We start from the raw sequence: 21,560 nt of genomic DNA, 5'->3' as shown, positions 1-21,560 counted from the left end.
TGCAGCGGTAACGCTGCATATCACTAGTCTTTCTGTGACGATTGATAAGTGAACTGTGGCAATGAGGGGATTCTGGTGAATCGGTAACTCTTTGTTCAAGCTCCCGAATCACTTGTAAGTTAGGCTCAGAGCCTTTTAAGATTTGTTCTAGCAGCGCAGATTGATTGTTGGTGAGTTGTGGGAGCTGTTCTATAAACTTGCGGAAATGTGATTGAAGCATGGGGTCTCGCTCCATCGTCGCTTGCTTAAAGTATAGCAACAGTTAAAGGGAACATTGCCAATTATTTTATCGGGCGTGCTAACAGCTTGCGTTTCAACAATAAGGTAAAAGCGCTATATTTCAGTTCATACTTATACCAAACAAATTATTGCTTCAGAGTTGAGTTTACCCAACGAGAGTCATGCAGAAGTGCTGCTAGGTCGACTAAAACAAACACGTCGAAAGATCGCTGAAGTATCTGTCGAGAGAACTTATGATACCAAGAACTGTTGTGAAGGTATCCGTATAAAACGAGCTGTCGCATTGATTACTATAAAAGAAGGATAGCTATTCTGGGTGGAAAGGACATCCTCGAAAACTTTAGATGTGATACCAGAATTTGTTTTGCTCAAGTAAACGTTGGAAATAAAGGTATTTCTATTACAAGCGTTCGCTCTCTGAAGTTGCGATGCATCAAGCTTAGCGACTATTAGGTGATAGATTACAAAACTCAAGTTAATATTTTTATAACAGTCGTTACGTTATTATTTTTGAGAACCTTTATATATTTGGCTCATTTCTTGTTGTTTCTTAAATTTTATCGAATTATATTGTATTTGTGCTTCAAATTAGAACCTTGTATCACACCATAGCTTGTTTGGCCCCAGTAAATCGGGGCCTTTTTTATCCTTAACTCATACCAGATTAACTTGAAGATTTAGGCTTAAATACTTTAAAATCATCTGCAATTCTGGAGCCGAGAGTTCCTGATACCTCTGTTAGTGTTAGCTCGAAAAACTCTTTAATGGCTGAAGTAAAGTTGGGCTTGGAGGAAAAGTAAATATTATTCATCACTTTCCAAAGTCGCTCGATTTGATTTAAGTTTGGACTGTAAAGTGGTAAGTCATAAAGTTCGATATTGAGCAATTTTAACCAATTATTTTCCTTAGAACCTATCTCCATAGGTATTGTCTGACTTAAATCAATACTTATTGAAACACTTCAAATGAGTTGAAGATAATATCGAATCTCCGATGTCCTATGGAAAAAATTTAGCCACTACAGCCCGTCCACAAGACTAACCATACTCTCGGTACGTATCGAAAACCATGATGCGATGAACGGCATTCTTTTTGTTCTCAGAACAAGTTGTCAGTGGAATGCGCTCAATGTGACGGGTATTTTTACTTCTAGCTCTGTACATCGCCGCTTTCAAGAGTCGCGAGATGCAGTTGTCTTTGAGCGATTTTGGCAAAATAGCCTGATTTTCTAGGGGGGGTGATTGTATTTCAATATCAATTGGGAGCAGCAAAACTAAAGCACTTCTAACTGCATCTAAAAACAGGTAAGGACCCAACAGATAGACCGAAACAAGGCGTAAAACGCAGTTTGTTGACGGATGCGAATGGATTGCCGCTTGCCCCTGTCAGCGATGGTGCCAACATTTACGATATCAAGTTGGTACTTTAGATGCATTAGAGTGCTATCGACCACTGTTATGAGTACCGCTTTATCTAGACAAAGATTATACTAGCCAGTGGTTAATGATGAGTTGATCGCTATTAACTACATCCCTCACTTTTAATCACGGACAGAAGAGGCAACTCGCTGAAAACAATCTGATGATTTTAAGGCTCATCGTTGGATAGTGGGACGAACCATAACTGGTTGAACCACTATAGTAGGTTGCTTGTCCGTTGGGAAAAGAAAATAGATAACTACAAGGCCATGTTGCATTTTGCTTGTGGTCTCATTGTATGGAATAAATCCCTTTTCGGATAGGTCCTTATGATAAGCGGTACCATCTAGAACAATGTGAACTTTTTGCTCCAACGGATAATGATCCTTTTTGAACTTCAAAATGCTCTCGCAGTCTATTGTGTCATACGTGCCTGTCAACGTCCCGCCAATATTATGAAGCAGTAACTCATCGATAATATTAAGGCGAGTTATGCTACCCGTTATCTCCATCACTTTGCCTTGGCCTTTTCATATCCAACCATAAATGAGTTTTGTCGATTGCATAGAATGAACGGCAAACATAAACAATACGCGATTTTAGCTGTTTCTAAGCGTCTTGTTGTAATGTTAGATAAAAGCTTGCTGAACCTATGGATTAAACTTTGCGGTACACCCTTGAGAAGCTGTGATAATGTAGCAACTTGTTCATGCCTGCAATGGTATGGCGAATAAAAACTCAGCTTGCACAGAAGCGACTATTTGGTGGGCGTGAAAGTACGTTTTCTCACCCACATGTTTGATAAGCTGCATGGTTTGCTCGGCAGAAAGTCGGCTCTGGCTACCTCTATTTTCAGGCTTAAGTTTTTCAGAGAGAAAGATTCCGATCAACCTGATTCGTAAATACAAATCACGTGAGAGCTCATCGTCTTATTTCAGCCTTCAGAAGTGATCAAAACCGCTTTCATACGGTCGCTTACTCGACCATAATGAGTTGAATCGTGCATTTGTTCGAGGTTTAGATTCTATTGGGGAGTCAATTTTATTTTCATGCTAAGTAGAATGACCTTGATTTCATATAAAATAAAGCATCTTCAATGATCATGGGTATATGCTCTAGGTGGATTTATAAGTGGTTCAATCAGCAGCTTATTTATACTTTTAATGGCTGTACCTTTATTTTGTTACGACAATGCTAAATGGAGGTACGTCCATCACATTAAAGCCCTATATCGATACCGACCACGTTACTATACATGTTCGTTACAAATATTCTCACTGGTTAAACCACTACTTTAATACAACGATACTATAGTTAAATGAATCCATAACTTTAAACACATAGAACTGGTAAGAATTAAACACCCACTTGTTAATAAAAATCTCAATATTTAGAAAACAAATCAGCATAATGTGTGTCACTTGACAAAATATAAAAAATGACAATATTATTTAACATTAAAAATCATGTAGGCACTTTAAATAATGGAAAAATTGAGCACTATTAAGGCGATACTAATAGCTGAAGATAACATTAATTCTTGTATGTTTAAGGATTTTATAGAGAAAAATCACAACATTAAAGTGTTTTTTTTATCAACTGAGGCATTAATTAATGAAGAGTTTTTTTTACCACTCGACTGTGCTTCAATTCTTTTCATAGACTACAATACAATCTTTGAAGAAAAAATAGTAACAGAATATAAAAAAATAAGGAAGAGTAGCTTAAAAAACATAAAGGAGGTAATATATAATTATAACGGAAATTCAAGTGAAGAACTTTTTAAATGGGAAAAGCTGTGCGGAATATTTTATAATAATGACACCGCTAACGAAATAAACACTGGTATTATAAAGATAATTTCCGATGAAATGTGGTTTACTCGAGCATTTGCTAATGATTACATCGAATATTTGCAAAGTAAAGATGAAATAAAAAAACCTGAAGAAATCGTAAACTTAACGAAAAGAGAATTACAAATATTAAATTTCATTTGCTTAGGTCTATCTAATAGAGACATATCAAGTAGGTTATTTATCAAAGAAAACACTATAAAAAGTCACATTCATAATATTTTCAAAAAAGTAAATGTAAAAAACAGAGTTCAATCAATAATCTGGGCTAAAAATAATAAATTATTTAAAATTGAATAAAACTATATTTTTAATGTATTAAGATAAATATGTAACTTTAATTTTACACCACCCATTAACATAGGTGGTGTTTATTTAAGCTTGCCAAAATTATTATTTGGGTTCTATATCACCAAGTTGAAATTAGGCAATAAAGAAAAATCTTTAAATGAATTAAAATTTACAGCATCTAACTACTAGCACTATTGATTATATTATATAGATCTATATTGAAAATAGTATTTCTTATTTAAAGTTTAATACATTAGGCTTAGCCCTTTATTCTTCTATTATAAGCTTTCCTCAAGGTGCTTCTATTTATTCCTAAAAACCTAGCAGCAAGAGATTGATTTCCCCTAGTATAAAGTAATAACGTATCAATTACGGCGCTTCTTACTTCAGGTAGAAGATAACTCAGATCGGGCGTATTATTTTTTTCACAAGACATAGAAGCCAACTCAATTTCCAGATTGATCAATCTGACAAGCTCTTCTCGATGAGCAAAAATTTTAGACATAACTGACTATTTCCTCTTGAGTTTTAAATTTTGTTTAACCTATAAAAAGCAATATTAGAATTAAATTTCTAATATAATTCAAACGTTCTGAATAAGTAGCCGACAGCATGAATATTAATAAAATATCGATACCCTAATTTTTTTCGTAACTGACTAATATGTGTATCTATCGTTCTAGTTGTTAACTTTTTAATATCTTTACGCCAAACGAAATTCATAATCTCACTTCTAGTACAAACTTTATTTCTTTTTAATACTAAGTAAAGCAAAAGTTCAAACTCTATAGTTGTAAGATGAATAGAAATACCATTTAATACAGCTTTCTTTTCTTTACGGTGCAAATTTAATTTATTAAATTCATCTAGAATAACACTTAACTCTAGCGTTAAACTTCTATTTAAAACTCTCAGTTTAGCTAAAATCTCTTCATTATCGAATGGTAAAGAAAGAACATCAACAGCGCCATTATCTAGATAAGAGACAATATCACTAACATTAACATTTCTTTTTAAAACAATTACTTTTCTATTAAACCTGCATAACTTTGAAATAACATCAAGTTCGCTGATGTCAGTAATAATTATATTAATATCGGAAAATTCATTATCTATAAAGCCATCAGCAGTACGGGATTTAATATTATAACATGTATCTGAAATTATAAGGTTGAGCTCCTTGAATAAACAATCAGAATTAAGTAGTAACAGTAGATTAGGCTTGAACCATTCAGGGTCGAATTCAAACATTTTAGTATCAGATTCAGGTTGGAATTATGCTTTTTTTGACACTCTTGAAAGACGCCTAAGCCACTGACAGAAATCTAGGCAGTCAAACTGACAAGATAAGTGTCTAACTTTTAAAGAATCTCTTTCACGAACAATTAGTGAGCCATCACTTCTTTTTATATAAAAAACTTTGCTAGGAACGTCCTCACTAAAGAGAACCTTTCCACCTTTTACTTTAAAGCCTAATTGCTTTGCTGTGTCTAATATCACATCTTCCCAATAAAGTGGAAGTGATTGTATATGTTGCATATATACCCCTCAAACAAAAAGCTTCCTTGCTAAGTACAGTCCTTTTATTCTAACAAGACGTCGCTAGCTTATATATTTTAACACATAAAATAGGGAACGATACCAAAATACGCTATTCAAAGTTAAGACAACCCGAAATTAAAAAACCTTACTGATAAATTATTAGTCAGAATAAGAATATTTGTTCAATTGTAACAGCAATTTTGTAATCAATAAGGCCCTAATGTTGGTTAACATCTGGGCCGATACTAAAATTCGTGAAGTCTTGCCCCTACTACTTGCAGTTGGAATCCAAAGAAGAGGTAGGCCCAAAAATACGAACATCATAACTTACTGACCCCTGCGAACCGGGGGCTAGATGACCAGTAAACTGCCATTGCAAACTGCCTTCATAACCTTGAGCATTGTTACCTTCGGGCGTTAATAAATTACAACCTGTCAGACTATCAGGCAAGTTGTTTGGGCATGCAGCAGGGGCCGTCAAAAACGTAAACGCAGGGGTGGCATCAGTTACCGAAAAAGCGGTTACTGGCGTAGTCCCCATATTGGTATAAAGGATATCATAACGTAACACATCGCACGGTTCGCCCTCATTACGCGTCGAAAACTCCATATCTAAGTAGTTGCCTATGCTTCCATCACCGTTAGGGCCGAGGTTTTGTACCCTCTTCTCTAGGCGTAACTGAGCATCTTGTACAAGAGTCATATCGGTAACCTGCACCGTATCTTCAAGCAAAATATTCGCTAGTTGTTGGTTCGCCACCAGATCAACACGGTGCTGAGCACCTACTGGAGTATTAGCAGGAGCATTTACCCGAACCACCAAACATACCTGCTGGCCGGCGACCACCGGCACGCCTACAACCGGTAGAGCGGAGTCAGGGTTGCCATCACAGCTTGGGTCGCGCAGTACCGTCTGGTTCCATGCCGGGGTGGCTGGCGTACTCGTCGGGTTCACTAGCGTGAAATCCACGATGCCGGCAGTACCTGCCGTAAACTGGTGCGCGTAGTCGATACCACTACCCGGCGCTACCGTGCCCTGCTGGTCAGGCACCAACTGGGGCAGCGCCACTTTACCGAAATTAATACCTTCCCAGACGGTGCCGGGTTTCGGCACGGTCAGGCTCATGCGGGCATCATCGCTGGCCCCCAGGGTGATGGCTGCTCCGGCCGTGCCAGCCAGTTCACTCACCGGGCGCAGGCCGCTCGGAGTTTCTGCGACCAGGCAGGCAGGGGTGCCGGCATGATCAACACTCATCTCCAGCTGCCAGCTTCCGTCACCATTAGTGATGGTTTTGGCAAGCACCGGTGCACTAGCTGAACAGTTACCGCCGCTGTTATCCAACAATTTCAGGTTAACTCCTCCCAAACCTGCCTCACTACCATTAATCTGGCCATCGTGTGCAATTGCATCTCCTGATCCGGAGTCTAAAAATATGTGGCCGCTTATAGAGGCTGGGGCAAGGCCTACCCAGAGGCTCGCATAACCGACATAAGGCTCCCGCCCTTTAATTTGAACGTCAAAATAAGACACATCCTTTGCGTTGATTCGCCCCCACAAATCCGCTTCGCAACCTTCGAACCAGCGAATACCATTTAAGCTACTTCCACCTTCGCTAGTTTTATAAGGGCATACGCTAACAGCGTCATATAAGTTAACAGTGGATAGCCCTCGATTTGTACCTAAAAATGTAACTCTTGCTATCGAGGTATCTAACGTCGACTCTGAAAGACTAAAGACAGAAAATGCAGGATAATCAATCGGTCGAGAAAATCTAACTCGAACAGTTGTATTAATTTCAGTCGTAGGACTTTCTGCACCGACACCTGATAAGGCAGGTGAAAATCGATTATCTTGACCCCATACTTGCCTAAACGAAAAAGTTTCTTTTACTCCTAAGTTACTCAGATTCCGATCTGAGGAAATATCAGTTAAAGTTATAGTTAAATCAGAATCGAGCTGATAGATTAATACATCATCTAAAAGCTCTTGATTAATGCTAGATAAAGGCTCCTGCCAAAGAAAGTCTGTAAATGTATCATTGGCATTAGTTTTGTTAGGAAAGTTCGCTACATAGAACAATATCAAGCAAAACAATATCGATTTTGAAGAGTTATTTTTTATCTCTTTGTTTGTCATAATACTTTCACTCCAAAGACTAACCGCGCCTGCTCACCAGGCGTTAAGCCACCAACATTGGCCTCAATATCCCCCTCTTCGCCATCGACAGGGGCCAAAATGGCAGCGTCGCAACTGCCGTCTGGGTTGGTGCAGGCTTGGCCAGCAACGGCATATACGGTAAAGGGCTGGGTACGGTCGCGCAGTGTGACATTGAAACGGGTTTCATCCCCTTGATTTGTCGCGGTAAGCTGGTAGAGCACACATTGGCCGGGCATAACATTAAAGCGAGTAAGCACAAAGCCGTTGGTATCGGGCGTGCCGTCGCAGTTGTCATCCAACGCTTGGCGTTTGACGATGACCACATCACTTTGGGTGACGGTGGTGGTGTCACTGGCCGTGTCACTGACAGCCGTGCCATTAGCAAGAGTTACGGCGCTAACAGTCAGCTGTTTAACATTCAAGTCTCCTTGCGCCGCATTGGCAGGGGCGAAAATACGCGCAAAAACCACCACTTCTTCGCCGGGTAATAGCTGGGCGTTGCCATTGGCGGTGGTCAGTATGTCGGTTGGGCCGATGATGGTATCGCCAGGGCTCCATTGGCCGTCACCATCGGTGTCTTCATACAGGGTAATCGACCAACCATCCGCACTGATATCTGGCCCACCGACTAAGGTGATACTTTCCAGCCCCTGGTTGCCGCTGTTGCGCACTTGGTGGGTATACACAACACCACTACCTGGTTCCACCTGACCAAGCTGGTCAGGCGTGATACTGATGGCTGGTTGCTCTACAAGCACGACTCGGTCACGTTTAATATCTTGTGCACCAGTGGTTGGGCTTAAGGCCCTGAAAAACAGATCAAGGCTGTCACCTCCTTCACCAGAGGTGGGTGTAGTAACAATAGCGCACACCTGCACATTGCCTCCAGACACAATGGTGGCCGTGGCAGAGATCAACTGACCTTGAGTACTACAGTCGCTGCTTCCCCCGTCGTTAAAGAACTGTACTTTCCAACCTGCAGGCAACTGGCCAGGTGTGAACGGCGTGTCGGTGTCACTAACGGTTAATAAGTAGTTATCTTGTCTGCCACTGGTATTGTTAACAAATAGCGTAAACGTCGCATTCTCACCAGGAGCTACGGTTGCTGTGGTAACAGGATTAAGCTCTGGCCCTTGGCCTTCGCCTGGGCCACTGCCATCACCAGCTACAGGCTGGTCATTAGTGAGGTCAACAGAGGCCGCCGTGATACTCGCCAGCCGATCCGTCACCGCATTGCTGACGCTGCTATTTGTGTTAGAAATCGCGCGCTTAGTAACGTCGAATGGACCAAGGCCGGAAAAATCAATAGGTAGAGTGGCTTTAAGCACCACTACCACCCCACACGCAGTGCCGCTGGAAACAAACCGTGCGGGGCACTGGCCGCTAACATCGGGGATAGGAATAGGACCAGTGTCCACTATACCACTACCACTGGTATCAGTTAACGGTGTGTTGTTATCTGATTGGAGTAACTGAAATACGCTGCCTTGCGGAAAAGGGTTGACCAAAGGTTCTCCTTGACGATCATTAATACTATCAAGGGTAATATCAAACGTATCAACGCCGTCACCCGTATTCCAAATTACATTATTGAATACAGCACTTTCGCCTTGCTCAATTGCGATACTTTCAACAATATTGCCAGTGTTCTGGCTATCATCAAGCCCTGCATTATTGTCCGTAGTGGTATTATTAGCCACTACCCCTGGCTCTTGTGCATTATCAGTCACTGTGAAGGTGACAGTATTGGAGCGTAGGTTACTGAATACGCTGCCAAGCTCGTCTTCATAAGCATAATCAGCGGTATTGAAAATACGACTCGCATTACTAATTCCACTTTCAACGGTAACTTGGAAACTAAGTGTCGCGGTTACTCCGGCAGGCACACTAGAAACTTTGGCAGTCACACGGTCAACACAGTTTGCGCTGTAAGCACAAAAGGCGATTTTTTCACCATCGACTACCTGAATACCATCGTCACTATCGGTAAGAATCGTAGTATCATTCAGACTCCAGCGAGCGGAGTTAGCCACATAGGTCATACCTCCCTGTTGTACCGTACCCTGAACATCTGTATGTTGTGTAGGCAACACGTCTTCAAGCAATACATTACGAGCCATTTGAGTTGAAAGATTACGATAGCGAAGGGTCACAGTATATGGTCCGCTCGGTGATAGCCCAAGCGTGTCACTCATCGCCTTTACAACCTCGATCACTGGGCCATCAGGAAATACCACATTGTCGGTATTAGTCTGGCTTAAACTAGGATCTTGATTACTCGTGGCTGTAATGTCTAGTAGTGGCTCGATACTGCTGCCCTGCGTTCCTGTTGCTATCGCAACTATGACAAAATTGAACACATCGCCAGGGTCTAAGTCTCGCGTACTTTGTAGCCAACAGCCGTTAGCATCAGCATCCTGGTCGGAAAACAACTTACCGTTCTGATCAGCAACTCCATCACTGTTTTCATCAATAAACAACGCCCACTCACTAACCGCAGCATCGACACTGCCGATACACAACGAGTAACTGTCAGTCACGTTACCCATATTGGTTAGTATATGTGGGAAGTTAACCGGCTGACCGGAAACAGCTGGCTGATTTTGGTCATTTTCAAGAACAAAGTAAGGCACAGCCTGTACTACCGTTTCAACTAGGTTAGATGTAACCGATGTTTGCTCGCTGAGTAAGCTACAACTACTATCTAGACAAGTGCTGTAGCTTGCGGAAGCTTGGTTGCTTATGACTGAACCAGCCAACGGCGCGGCTTGAATAGACGCCGCCGTTAGCAATACAATCGTACAGATTGTAAAGCAGAACATCCAATTTATTAAAATATTACGACGCTTATGCATTAGTCGATTACCTTACTGGTTCAGGTGGTATAAATTCATCTTTCAGTGCTGGTGCTACATCTATAAATTGAACAAGTGGTCTACCATCGTTATTAAGAAGTAACATTTCGACTCTACGATTTATTATTCTAGATTGTTCACTTTCATCATTTAGTATAAATACTTGCTTGCCAACGGAAGATTCTTTAATTCTAAATGAATCTATACCTCTATTTTTTAGGTAGTTAAAAACTGTATCTAATCTTCTCTGGGAAAGCTTTTTGTTATAACTGTCAGAACCCAACTGATCAGTAAATGCTCTAATACTAACTTTTAACGTAGGATTTTTCTTAAGCATATTAAGATTATTCTCTAAACGCCTAATTTGCTCAGGATGTAATTCTTCTCCATCAAATCCAAAATAGATTGCTGGCTGCCAAGGGACCGTTTTAGTACCTATAGCTACAATTTTGGGCGGAGCTGGCTTCGCGCACAGAGCATCATAATTAGCGTACAATTCTTCTGAGCTTGCACAACCAATGAGAGAAATGCTTATTAATAATTTTATAAATTTTATTTTACTATTCATATTAATCTCCAATAAAAGAGCGTACACCTGCTGCAGTACTACTTAACCAATCGAAACTATTCTCATCAAACTTGAAATCAAAGCCTATATAGATACCCTGTGCATTATAACCTTGAGGATCAAGATCTTCGTCATCGAAGCCTTTCACGTTATAACCAATACCTAAACGTAGGTTTCTATTCACTAGGTAGTTTACTCCTGCACCATAGCTGTAACTCGTTTCATTAAAGTCTTGAGTAGATAACAATCCAGCATGTAAGTCGATATCGACACGCCTGCTTATATCCCAAATTAGTCTTGTGTCTGCAACGTATGTGCTTGTATTTATATCAAGGCTTTCAACTTCTGTTGATTGCATCTTAGCGCCAATACGCCCAGACAATATCCAATTATCATAAACTTGATAGTTTTGATGGGTTGATAATATATGCACCATTTTATCATTAGCATTTTCACCTCCCCACGACTCCTTCCATTTATATAAGTAAAGAGAATGTAACCTATTATTTAGTCTTGGCCTATGTGCTAGACCTAATGTAACAATGTTATCACCTTCTCTTTTTTGACCATCAATATCTTGTAGTCTTAAATCATCACGTACCACAGCTGACAAATCGCCATTTATTCTCCATATGTTTGCGGCAGTAAGACCATAGTAAGTTCGATCGTTACTAAACCTTGTTTCTACCCTAGCGATTGTCCTTCTATTACTATCTCTTAGATCTTCTAGCGCTAATGAAGCAGCAGTGCTTTCTTGACTAGATGAACCATCAATAGCAGTTATAACCTCTACAGTTGGTGTAATCGTGAAGTTTTTCTCTATCTCAAAAGAAGACCGAACGCCGTTAGCCGCAGCTATGTCCCGCCCGTCTTGTGCTCCATTTAAACGATACTCAGAGAAAACATCTGTACTGTTCGAAATGGCGGAGCGCATACCTAAAGTGAATTGCTCACTTTCTACGTCTTCGTTTAGTTGATTTACACCGTTTAAACTATTCTGTAATTCGTATCTACTATATAAACTCGTACTCCCGGTCAGACCAAAGTCAACGTCCGCGACTATTCTGCTGCGATCGGCGTTTGAGAAATCTTGCTCATATTCGCTGCCGATCGTTATGTTTCTCTCAAAGAGTTTAAAAGTTCTATCTACACCAACGATACCCGTTGTAAAACTATCACTCTCTTCAGTATCAACTTGATCAATCCCTCTTAATCCTGCTCGGAATTTAGTAGAACCAAGTTGTAGATCACCAATAACACCTAGACTGGTTTGTCTATCTTTATTTTCTAAGCTGTTAGAGTGAATACCTTCAATATTAGCGGTAATATTGGGGGTTATCTTTTCTTTGTGCTCAATACGAACTTCTTCTCTAGACTCACTAATGCCCGCAGCATTATTTCGAAACCCCTGTTCTGCTCTTCCTGCTTTAAGATACGTCTTTGAACCATCTTCCCAATAGTGTTCTGAGCCAATACTAACGGCATTACCTTTAATCCCATCCTTTTGGTTCTTCATCGACCCTATGGAAAGATAGACATAGTTACTTTCGTCTATCTCATATTTTGCAGTTGAACTACTTAAATCATATCCCTCGGTTTCATGCTCGTCCCTTGTATGACCTAAACTGAGACTAAAGTTATCAGTAAATTTATGAGTTAATCGGCCTCCAGCTACGAGGTGACTTTTGGCATCTCTATCTTCCAATTCATAATTAGCCCTAATGTAAACAAAGTTACCATTCTCATCGTAAGTAGGTATTACATCAAAGAATCTGATATCACCAGTAAAATAATTTATGGAATAGTCGACATTTCGTATTAAATTCCGAACATCTACTACAAGTCCTTTATTATTCCTATCACGAATTATCATCTCCAATGTTTCGGTATCTCTTCGTGGTCTATTGGATAATTTAAATAACATTGCAGTTCCGTTTCCTGGCAATTCCTCCGTAACCTGTTGGTACTCAGACAATGCGCCAAATAATCCAAACTTTGTTGTATTATTATCAAACACAGCATTAAGGCCTGTTAACGTTCTCTGAACCCTACCAAGATCATTAAAATCGCCATCAGAGTCAGTAAGATAATCCCCCCACATAACACTATTACGGTCTTTTTCTAGTTTTAAATATAGTTTGCTCTTACTTCTCGCATCATAGCCACTGACTGAAGCATCTCCGGATATGAGATAATCATCTGAGTAACCGAGATCATTTCTAATTTGATCCGACTCATCCAACTCATTATCAGAGTCAAAAGCTAATGTAAGATGGGAGTCTCCCAATACAGATCCTTTTATAAAACCAGCCATCCTACTCTCAAAGCCACCATCTAAATCGTTGAAATTTTCGTCATGGTTTGATGAGGATAAAGACCCATTAGAGTAACGGCCTTGAATAAATCCTGTTGAAACAAGGGGCCTTAATGGGGCTACTTGCGTAATTTCAATAGATGCGGACATAGAGTCAGCGTTAGCTTTTATATTTGCTTTACCAGTTCTCTCTGTACTCCTGAAGTGTACAATGGCTGAACCATCTTCAACTCTAACTTGATGTCCTGGTGTTTCGGGTTGTATATCTTCACCAAGCCACACGCCAATGTTAGTTTCTAGTGAAACTATGAATGACCCAAGAGCAGGTACACCATCCTTATCTAGTACTTTGATACTTAGAGGCAAAGTAGATCTACCACCATCGGCAGGGATAGTTATATCTCCATTTATTGACTCTATTTTCAAACTACGTGGAGAACCTGGTTTATTGATTATACGTTTAGCAAGAACACGTTTATTACCAAAACTATCCATTGCTACAACTTCTATATCATTTTCGCCTTCAGTCATTGGTACACCGTACCAAGCAACAACCTGAGCACGCTCCTTACGATTAAGAACCTGCTCACCAAGATGGCTTTTTGCTACTTTAACTCCGTTTACATACAAAGAAGGAGTAAGACCTCCGGGTATAACTACTTGCAATCGACCATCTCGAGTCACATTATTTTTTGGCCAAAGCCAAGTTCCGTCCTGAGCTTGCGAACGAGTAATTTTAGACGCTAATGTTTTAGTGTTTAGATTCTGTAAGTCTCCCAATCTCTCATTGCTTTCTATATTGGCTGCCAATAACACATCTCCGGCTAATTTATCTAACGCTGTAACAATTTCTTGACTACCCGCCTTAGTGTATACACCAGAGCCTAGGCCTCCTGTGCCGTCAACCTGCTCTCTTCTACTCGCTTCGTTGCTATTAGTAAATGGGTCGAATCTAGACGCCTCGTCAAGAAGCCAGTCACCCGAAATGCTTTTATTTCTTCTAGCAAGCTCTTTATGAACTTCTTCAACTTTATCTAGTGGAGGACATGCAGCAGCAAAATCTGCTCTATGAAGCTCTCCTGCTCTCAAGTCTACAAATCGGCTTTCACCATCAGCTGCATTTCGGTTATCAATAGGTTTAAGTGTAAGGTATTTGGGTAATGTTAAAGGATCAACTTTTATAGTATGCATCTCTGGCTTTCGTCCGAATAAGCTGTATTGCCCGTCTTCGTCTGTAATTACCCATGTACCGTCTTGCAAATAGAGTTTGACACCAGCAATTGGCCATTCTCCTTCTGATTGTAAATTATTACAGTCAGAGTCAACATAAACTTTACCGAATATTATCGCCTGATCAGATAATACCCCTTGATTAATTATCTCTACTTTTGCTTCATCTTGGTTGGAAGTATATTCAAACCCAGTATCAGTTTTCCCAGTAGCAATAGCACGGTTGATACCATCACTTTCAAGTGCGCCTGCAGATAAACGCATAGAATAATTTAGCGTTATAGAATCCCCAGCTTTAATTTCAATCGGTTGTAACTCACTGCTATTATTTGATTTTTTTACAATATCAAACGTTATCTGCGCAGAAGTATCTACTTGGGGATCTGGTATATCATAACGAACACCAGAAGCGCTAACCCAAACACTTCCTTTGATTAATCGAAAACCATAGGCTGGTTTATCAAATACTTTTACGCCAAGTAGCCGCTTGTCAAAATTGTTTTTTATTTCGATTGAATAGGATACAACATCTCCAACAGAAGCCTGTTCATCACTCGCAACCTTATCAATAATCAGCTTGCCTTTAACTGCGTTATTAACCGGATCTAGTGGTATATCGGGAAAGCCGAGTTTTTCATCTAGTAAAAAGGCGCCTTTACTTAAACCGATTTCTCTTTTTTTTACTCCCAGATAACCTCCAAACCCATAGGAACCATCATGAATTTTCGTTGAGTATTGTCCAAGGCTATCAGGGGATAATTCCGATGGGAAATCGTAATCAATTGGTGGTTGTACCTCTAAATAATAACAATAACCAGGTTCTACTAGTGGAAACTGATAACTACCTAGCTCTACTGTATTATCAATGCTCTGACTATCTGTGTTCTCTGGAAGTAATGGCTCACCAGATATAGGATCAATGGCAACATCAAAGTTTTCTTTCGTAAGTGCAGTGCATGACTGCACATTGATATCTGACAATTTCGATTTAGATTGATATAACGAAACCAAAGCACTTGGCAAGGCACGTCCATTACTCGAGTCAAAAACCTTTCCAGCAGGGTTAATAAATGCACGATCAGAAATTATAGTTTCATTAACTGTTGTTCCGTCAGCATTAAATGTCGGAACTCTGAAAGACGCATCAAGGATATCGTCTTGAGCGCTATTTAGTACACATCCTTTATCAATTACTTCTTTTGTTGTTTCGTTACTAAAGACTTCTACTGAATCAGAGTTTGAAAGCAACGGACACAGTTTACCTTTGCCTCTTAAGGTTGAACTTAATACTAATGGATATACACTTCTGAAAATTCCAGTATTTTTCCCTGTTTCTTTGACAACTACTCTTATAGAGTCACCGGTGATCTTAGATTTGACATCAACTTCATATAGTTTGTTTCCTGAATCTGTATATCGAGAGAATTCAGCTTTATTTATATCTAGATTAAGTTGAGATGCACTAATTTTAAGATAAACTCCATCTATTAATACTTTATTAGTTTCTTCAGGAATTAGCTTATAAAAAATAGCATCCTGAAAGTCATCCTCTTTCTCGTGTCTTGGATTATTACCGTTTAGTAATAGAACATTAGATGGGCGCTGAAACTGTATTTTAGGACTAATACTACCACCTATCAGATTACAAACTTGGTTACTCTCTACATTTGGTTTACCGTCACCGTTAAAATCAATAACAGCCGTATTCCTTAGAAAGGTTCCTTGAATAAGACCGCTATTAATTGTTACGTCAAACTCCAAACTGCCTGACTGATTAGGTAACATATTTTCCGCAGGTATTAAAACTCCAATCCTATCAACGGATTGATCTGTAAACTGTTCGAATGGAATCCACTGATCATGTGTACTACCAGAGACATGAGCAAGTATAATGCCCTGAATTGGTGTTGATATAGGATATTTCTCTCTGGATAAAGTGGTATTTGCAGGAAGAGGGTCCTCAATTAAAACACCTTTTTTTAATACATTATTAACCAGTATTTCTCTTTCCTGAGGAGGCCGGTTACCTACATTGGTAAAGCCTAATTTGTATTTTATGCTTTGCCCGTTCAATAGCGGAACATCACAAGATGTTGATGATTGCTTGTTAATTATAATATTTGCACCATCAATAACTTTTATTTTATCCTCTACTATATCATAAACTGATTTTTTTGATTCAGAAATAGCCTTAAGTTGCAACTCTATTGTATCGCCATATTTTGCAATACTTGGAACAGTACCAGAAATTACAAGATTTACACTATCTCCTGGAATAAGCTGGGATAGTGATGTTACGCTCACTTCGCCTTGATCAACTAAACCATTACCATTCACATCTACGTAAACAGATAAATCTGCAAGATCCCAACTATCACCAGATAGGTTTGACAGCTCTAAGTCATAAGTATCATATACATTACCAACATTAGTTAATCTATGTGGAATATTAATTCTTAAACCAGGTGCAGACTCTAATATTTTATCCGTATCTAAAGTTAAAGATATATACTCTGAAACTATAACCTTTGAAACATTTGATAATATTTTTATCGTTTTAACTTCTAACGGGTCAAAATACGTCAACTCTGCTTGATTTCTTAATAATGTTCCTGGCGCTGTAAGTGCAAGGCTTATAGATGAATATATTATTAATATTAAAGCAAGAGACATTAAAAATAATATAGAAAATAAGCGCCCCATATAACCTCTCAAAAAGTTTCTCTTAAAATATTTATTAAGAAAAACCTAATATAAATATGTGTGGCTTTGTAATTAAAGCCACAACATTTCTTATACGTTATTAATCAACTTTCACACAAAATTGTGCTCTTGCGCTATCACCTGGTGAAAGTATACCTACCTTCCATTCTACTGAAGGTAATACACCAGTATTAGATGTTGTATTTCCATCCGATGCTCTAATAGAGCTATCAGAAGCAACATAGGAAGTAAACTCAGTTACTTCGTCTGTAATAACGACGTTTTCCGCATTAGTTGTACCCTGGTTTATAGCATTAAGCGCCCATACTACACATTCACTAGGTGCAACCTTGTCTGCAGGCTCAACTGAAAAGAGGCTAGGTGCTGGCCAATTACCGGATTCGCAATTGCAGCTTTTGTCAATAGCAGCTGCTTTTGATAAACGAACTTGACCAGTTACAACCTCTGTAATGTCAGTTGCACTGTCAGAAACTAACGTATTGCCAGCACTTAGAGTAAATAAGTCTTTATCTCCTTGAGATGCGCTAGATGGAGCAAATACTGTAACAAGAACATCGATTTTCTCTCCAGGCTCTAACGTGAGCAATGGATTAGGTCCTGTATTATCAATTTCAACTGTTACTACAGAGCCATCAGGTGATCTTAAATCTACGCTGCCTGTGGCAATTGAGTTAATATTTATCCAAGCGTTTGCGGTAATATCGAAGAAGAAAGTATTATTATTCCAGCCTTCATCAGATCTACTATTTTCTCGTATTATTTCTAGAGACTCTATTGTATTGCCTTGGTTAGAAATTACATGCGAATAATCTACCGTCCCCCCTGGCTGAATTTGATTAGCTCCATCAGGAGTAACTGATATTTTTCGTTCCGCGACTACATCAACAGCATCGAGTTTTTCATCATAGGCTCCAGTGGCTGACGAAATAATGGTGAATTTAATAGGATAGTCTTTGTCACCATCAGCGTTACCATCTACGCCGTCTAATCCATTTATACTGCCGATAAAGTCAGAGTCCGCTTGACCGGAGACAGATGAGATTTGTACTACGGCTTCGTACAAATAGACAGAACCTCCTGGCAAATTAGGACTTGAAGTAATAATAGAACCAGCATTAGAAGAGTTATCTATTACACCATCTGAATTCGTATCGATACCTAACTCACGAAACGTGACTGACCAACCATTAGGCAATTCAGCAGCTAAGTTGAAAGATTGTGAATTACCTGCATTGTTTGCAGCAAATAGAGAAAATGTAACAGAACCTCCTGGTGCTGCTTCCTTTGTTTGAATTGGATTTAACGGATCAAAAGTATCAGCATTAACAGAGCCATTTATTAGATCACCACTAAAGCTGTTAGCAAGGTCGATATTCGGTTCAATTATAGAACCTAAAATTTCCAGTTTATCATCTTTGACGTTTTCATCGCCAGAAGATGTTGCCAATGTTGTAGCAACATATGGACCTAAACCGCTAGCATTCGCCGGCAATATGGCTCTGACTGTTATCTGTCTATCACCACCTGTAGGCAGCGAACCGGTGTCTGGAATACCATTCCCGTTTGTGTCGGTTAATTGTGTACTATTTGTTGAATTCCAAAAAGTAAACACCGTTCCAGCAGGAAAAGGCTTCGAACCTGCCGGTAACGTAGCTAATCCAGTATACGATACTCCACCATCGTTAATAATTGATAGGTCAAAAGTATCAGAACCATTGCCGTTATTTCGAATAACATTAGAAAAAGCCACACTTGAGCCCGCGGAGGACTCTGAAATATAAGCAATATCGTTTAAAGCATTATCATCGTCACCGTTAGCAATATCACCAGTATCTTCGGCAATAACACTAAATGTCTGTAAAACTTCTGTAGTTACCTCGTTTGACTCTTCTGGTCCATCAGGGTTGCCGTCACCATCGGTGTCGCCTTCAACAACAAATACGTTTTTAATTAAAGTACCGGCCTCTAATGTAGGATCAAACTGAACAGTGAAGTTAATTGATATTGTTGTATTTGCAGGTAGTTCAACATCTCTAAACTTAATTCCATCAACACCAGATTCCCCTGGAATTCCATTACCATTCATATCAACACCAGGAGGCTCATCAATTATAGAAATGTTTCCTAGAGAATAAGAGTGAGGAAGTAGTGTTAGTGTGCCATTATCATCCCAAAGGTCTCCATTAGACGGTAAAAGACCATTTATAGAGTCAATTCTTACAAAACTAGCGCCGTTTGGTATTGCATCATAAATATCGACATTTTTTGCAGATCTATTACCGTTGTTGACAACCTGCAGTGTATAATTTATCTCATTAGTAGAATAATTAGGAGAAGCTGTTTTAGTCGCAACAAGCACTGCATCATTGGTCACATTGATTTTATCATTGTTGGTATCGTTCAGACCATCAGAGTTTGAACCAATATCTTCAACTATCCCGGCACCACCACCTAGAGATGTAGCAGTAATAGTTAAATCAATCACAGAGTTAGCAACCGCATTTGATGGGACCGGCACTGAAACTATTAACTGTACTCTTTCACTAGCAGAAAGCGTTATTTGATTAACAGATACCTCTCCCGCATCAACTAAGCCATTGCCGTTAACATCTTCGTATACCTGATAAATCTCACCTGAATTGTCGTTTAAACTCGAGATACTGAACGTATCAACAGCATTACCTGTGTTGGTAAGAGTGTGAGGGAAATACACGGTCGTGCCAGGTGAGGCGTTACTAATTCTGTCTTGAGCTAAAGTGGCAGCATAAACTTCTGCAACTACGACTGTTGATTCATTAGATTGTGCAGTATAAGTATTTCCGTTAGCATCCTGGTAGATCACAGTTGCTCTGTTATTTATTTCAGTACCAGCCGGCGTAAATGCTAAGGTGTACGCCGAAAAAATAACACTAATAAAAAACAAATTAACTAAGAGAAAAAATCTCAAGAAACTTGTATTACTATTTTCTCGCCTATTTATCTTTATCATTATATCTTACTCATAATTTATTAATGAAATAATCACTGTACCAATACTCTATATTGATATTTTTGTATTTCTTTCTCTTTGATACCGTCTAAAGGAATCCATCTCAAATAATCATACTCTTCAGGACCAATCTCCGTTGTCTTCTCTTGCCCATTATCTAATCGAACAACCTTTATAATCGGTTCTTTATCATAAGTTGTGCCATCGTCGATGCTGACTGAAAAGTCATTTTTTCGTTCGCTTAAAGCAGAATTTTTAACGTATACTGTATTCTCCGGAATTGGTGATATTATCTGCACCCCCATTAGTGGATAATCATTATCATTTTTATAAATAAGATGATACTCAATAACATCACCTGGATTAACATCATCACCAAGAGGTAATAAATTCTCCTCTTCGCCTTCTTTTACTACCAAAAAACCTTGTAGCTCGCTTTTTAGCTTATTTTCTGCGAAAGCAGATGTACCGATTACTAACAAAAATAGTAATAATAAAATCTGTCTTAACCCTTCTTTCATAGAGTACCTCGTAGTATTTACTTTTAATATAAACATAAAAAAAGCATAGATTATTTAATTTAGTTTTTCATCCAAAAAATTAAAAACACGTAATCAGTTCGTGCAAGTAAAAATCTTGGGAACGGTACCACAAAGAAGTACACAATCAACAAAAGCGACGTCTCAAAATTAAGAATTAGCACATAAGGTAAATTTTAACCTATAATACAATAGCTTAAAAAAACATCTATGGTGTAACAAAATATAAAAAGTGATTTAATTCACGATTTATAAGTAATTTATATTTACAATTTCAGTGAGGAAAACTAAATTTCACTCAAAAGACACGTGAAGATTCCTAAAAAATAATGATTATCATCTAAAGTGTATGAACTTTGTTATTGGGCTTTATTTTCTCAAAAGGCTCAAAACAACCAGCCCATATTATATTGCACTGAGATTATCCAGATACTTAGATCAATAGCCAAGCCTAGCTGCAAAACAACCATTTAAAAAAACACTATTCACATATAAAAAACTTTAATTAGTCGATGTTTACTGACATTCTGGATTGATGGAGGGACGATACGTCTACGAAGGAAATTAAGCCTCTAAAATCTTTGCAGAGCACGCTTAACTGCGTTTTTCATGCCCTAAGAGTTAAAACGGTTTACGTAGAGTTCAAAATAAAAAACAAGCAATCTAGGATTTTAAAATTCATGCGACATTGGAATGTATTAGGTGAGAGCTTGTGGAGGAACAAAAAGCATAGCACTGACTGGAAGCTTAGAACCTATCCCAAAAGGGATTTATTCCAAACAATGAGGCCACAAGCAAAATGCAACATGGCCTCGTAGTTTTCGATTTTCTTTTCCCAA

11 protein-coding genes and 4 pseudogenes are annotated in these 21,560 nt (G+C 39.0%); 2 read left to right on the top strand and 13 right to left on the bottom strand.

The window, feature by feature from the left end; translation table 11 throughout:
• Both B7360_RS24845 and B7360_RS23340 read right to left on the bottom strand, forming a co-directional pair.
• Window positions 1-220: pseudogene (locus tag B7360_RS24845) on the bottom strand (IS1595 family transposase); the annotation flags it as partial.
• Window positions 221-904: 684 nt separating this feature from the next.
• Window positions 905-1,138 (bottom strand): annotated as a pseudogene (locus B7360_RS23340) (transposase); the annotation flags it as partial.
• A gap of 88 nt (window positions 1,139-1,226) precedes the next feature.
• Here B7360_RS23340 and B7360_RS25425 point away from each other — a divergent pair.
• Window positions 1,227-1,472 (top strand): transposase, encoded by a 246-nt coding sequence (locus B7360_RS25425; RefSeq protein ID WP_371343738.1) that lies wholly within the window; start codon window positions 1,227-1,229, stop codon window positions 1,470-1,472.
• A 512-nt stretch (window positions 1,473-1,984) separates the two neighbouring features.
• On the opposite strand, the pseudogene B7360_RS25305 reads toward B7360_RS25425, so the two are convergent.
• Window positions 1,985-2,664 (bottom strand): annotated as a pseudogene (locus B7360_RS25305) (IS630 family transposase); the annotation flags it as partial.
• Between the two features lie 478 nt (window positions 2,665-3,142).
• On the opposite strand from B7360_RS25305, the gene B7360_RS23325 reads away from it, so the two are divergent.
• On the top strand, window positions 3,143-3,811 hold the full coding sequence (locus B7360_RS23325; protein WP_085344768.1) for a response regulator transcription factor: 669 nt from the start codon (window positions 3,143-3,145) through the stop codon (window positions 3,809-3,811).
• A 250-nt stretch (window positions 3,812-4,061) separates the two neighbouring features.
• On the opposite strand, the gene B7360_RS23320 is transcribed toward B7360_RS23325, so the two are convergent.
• From B7360_RS23320 to B7360_RS24840, 10 genes and pseudogenes are all read right to left on the bottom strand, one after another.
• Window positions 4,062-4,307 (bottom strand): helix-turn-helix domain-containing protein, encoded by a 246-nt coding sequence (locus B7360_RS23320; protein ID WP_085344767.1) that lies wholly within the window; start codon window positions 4,305-4,307, stop codon window positions 4,062-4,064.
• A 68-nt stretch (window positions 4,308-4,375) separates the two neighbouring features.
• Window positions 4,376-5,053, bottom strand: coding sequence for a response regulator transcription factor (locus B7360_RS23315; protein ID WP_085344766.1), 678 nt, complete (start codon window positions 5,051-5,053; stop codon window positions 4,376-4,378).
• A 24-nt stretch (window positions 5,054-5,077) separates the two neighbouring features.
• Window positions 5,078-5,341 carry a hypothetical protein gene (locus B7360_RS23310; protein WP_085344765.1) on the bottom strand — a complete coding sequence of 88 codons (264 nt, stop codon included), beginning with the start codon at window positions 5,339-5,341 and terminating at the stop codon, window positions 5,078-5,080.
• A gap of 274 nt (window positions 5,342-5,615) precedes the next feature.
• The gene (locus B7360_RS23305) at window positions 5,616-7,481 is read right to left on the bottom strand and encodes a hypothetical protein (protein WP_085344764.1); all 1,866 of its coding nucleotides are present in this window, start codon (window positions 7,479-7,481) and stop codon (window positions 5,616-5,618) included.
• On the bottom strand, window positions 7,478-10,357 hold the full coding sequence (locus tag B7360_RS23300) for a hypothetical protein (RefSeq protein ID WP_216819544.1): 2,880 nt from the start codon (window positions 10,355-10,357) through the stop codon (window positions 7,478-7,480). The genes B7360_RS23305 and B7360_RS23300 overlap by 4 nt, the downstream gene beginning before the upstream one ends.
• 7 nt (window positions 10,358-10,364) lie before the next feature.
• A complete protein-coding gene (locus B7360_RS23295; RefSeq protein WP_085344763.1) occupies window positions 10,365-10,925 on the bottom strand; it encodes an OmpA family protein in 561 nt (186 codons plus the stop codon).
• Between the two features lies 1 nt (window position 10,926).
• Window positions 10,927-17,172 carry an outer membrane protein gene (locus B7360_RS23290; protein ID WP_216819543.1) on the bottom strand — a complete coding sequence of 2,082 codons (6,246 nt, stop codon included), beginning with the start codon at window positions 17,170-17,172 and terminating at the stop codon, window positions 10,927-10,929.
• 100 nt (window positions 17,173-17,272) lie between these two features.
• On the bottom strand, window positions 17,273-20,182 hold the full coding sequence (locus tag B7360_RS23285; RefSeq protein ID WP_085344762.1) for a DUF11 domain-containing protein: 2,910 nt from the start codon (window positions 20,180-20,182) through the stop codon (window positions 17,273-17,275).
• A 32-nt stretch (window positions 20,183-20,214) separates the two neighbouring features.
• The gene (locus tag B7360_RS23280; protein ID WP_164673244.1) at window positions 20,215-20,703 is read right to left on the bottom strand and encodes a hypothetical protein; all 489 of its coding nucleotides are present in this window, start codon (window positions 20,701-20,703) and stop codon (window positions 20,215-20,217) included.
• A 772-nt stretch (window positions 20,704-21,475) separates the two neighbouring features.
• A pseudogene (locus tag B7360_RS24840) lies at window positions 21,476-21,560 on the bottom strand (IS5/IS1182 family transposase); the annotation flags it as partial.

The sequence above is a fragment of the Vibrio sp. ArtGut-C1 genome, from assembly GCF_002105475.1.
Taxonomy (GTDB): Bacteria; Pseudomonadota; Gammaproteobacteria; order Enterobacterales; family Vibrionaceae; genus Vibrio; species Vibrio diabolicus.
The sequence above is the reverse complement of the archived record's forward strand: the minus strand, read 5'-3'. Positions and strand labels throughout refer to the sequence as shown.

Excerpts from the sequence above, each read along its gene's own strand:
- B7360_RS23325 (WP_085344768.1), top strand. The coding sequence starts at position 3,143 with ATGGAAAAATTGAGCACTATTAAGGCGATACTAATAGCTGAAGATAAC.
- B7360_RS23320 (WP_085344767.1), bottom strand. The coding sequence starts at position 4,307 with ATGTCTAAAATTTTTGCTCATCGAGAAGAGCTTGTCAGATTGATCAAT.
- B7360_RS23315 (WP_085344766.1), bottom strand. The coding sequence starts at position 5,053 with ATGTTTGAATTCGACCCTGAATGGTTCAAGCCTAATCTACTGTTACTA.
- B7360_RS23310 (WP_085344765.1), bottom strand. The coding sequence starts at position 5,341 with ATGCAACATATACAATCACTTCCACTTTATTGGGAAGATGTGATATTA.
- B7360_RS23305 (WP_085344764.1), bottom strand. The coding sequence starts at position 7,481 with ATGACAAACAAAGAGATAAAAAATAACTCTTCAAAATCGATATTGTTT.
- B7360_RS23300 (WP_216819544.1), bottom strand. The coding sequence starts at position 10,357 with ATGCATAAGCGTCGTAATATTTTAATAAATTGGATGTTCTGCTTTACA.
- B7360_RS23295 (WP_085344763.1), bottom strand. The coding sequence starts at position 10,925 with ATGAATAGTAAAATAAAATTTATAAAATTATTAATAAGCATTTCTCTC.
- B7360_RS23290 (WP_216819543.1), bottom strand. The coding sequence starts at position 17,172 with ATGGGGCGCTTATTTTCTATATTATTTTTAATGTCTCTTGCTTTAATA.
- B7360_RS23285 (WP_085344762.1), bottom strand. The coding sequence starts at position 20,182 with ATGATAAAGATAAATAGGCGAGAAAATAGTAATACAAGTTTCTTGAGA.
- B7360_RS23280 (WP_164673244.1), bottom strand. The coding sequence starts at position 20,703 with ATGAAAGAAGGGTTAAGACAGATTTTATTATTACTATTTTTGTTAGTA.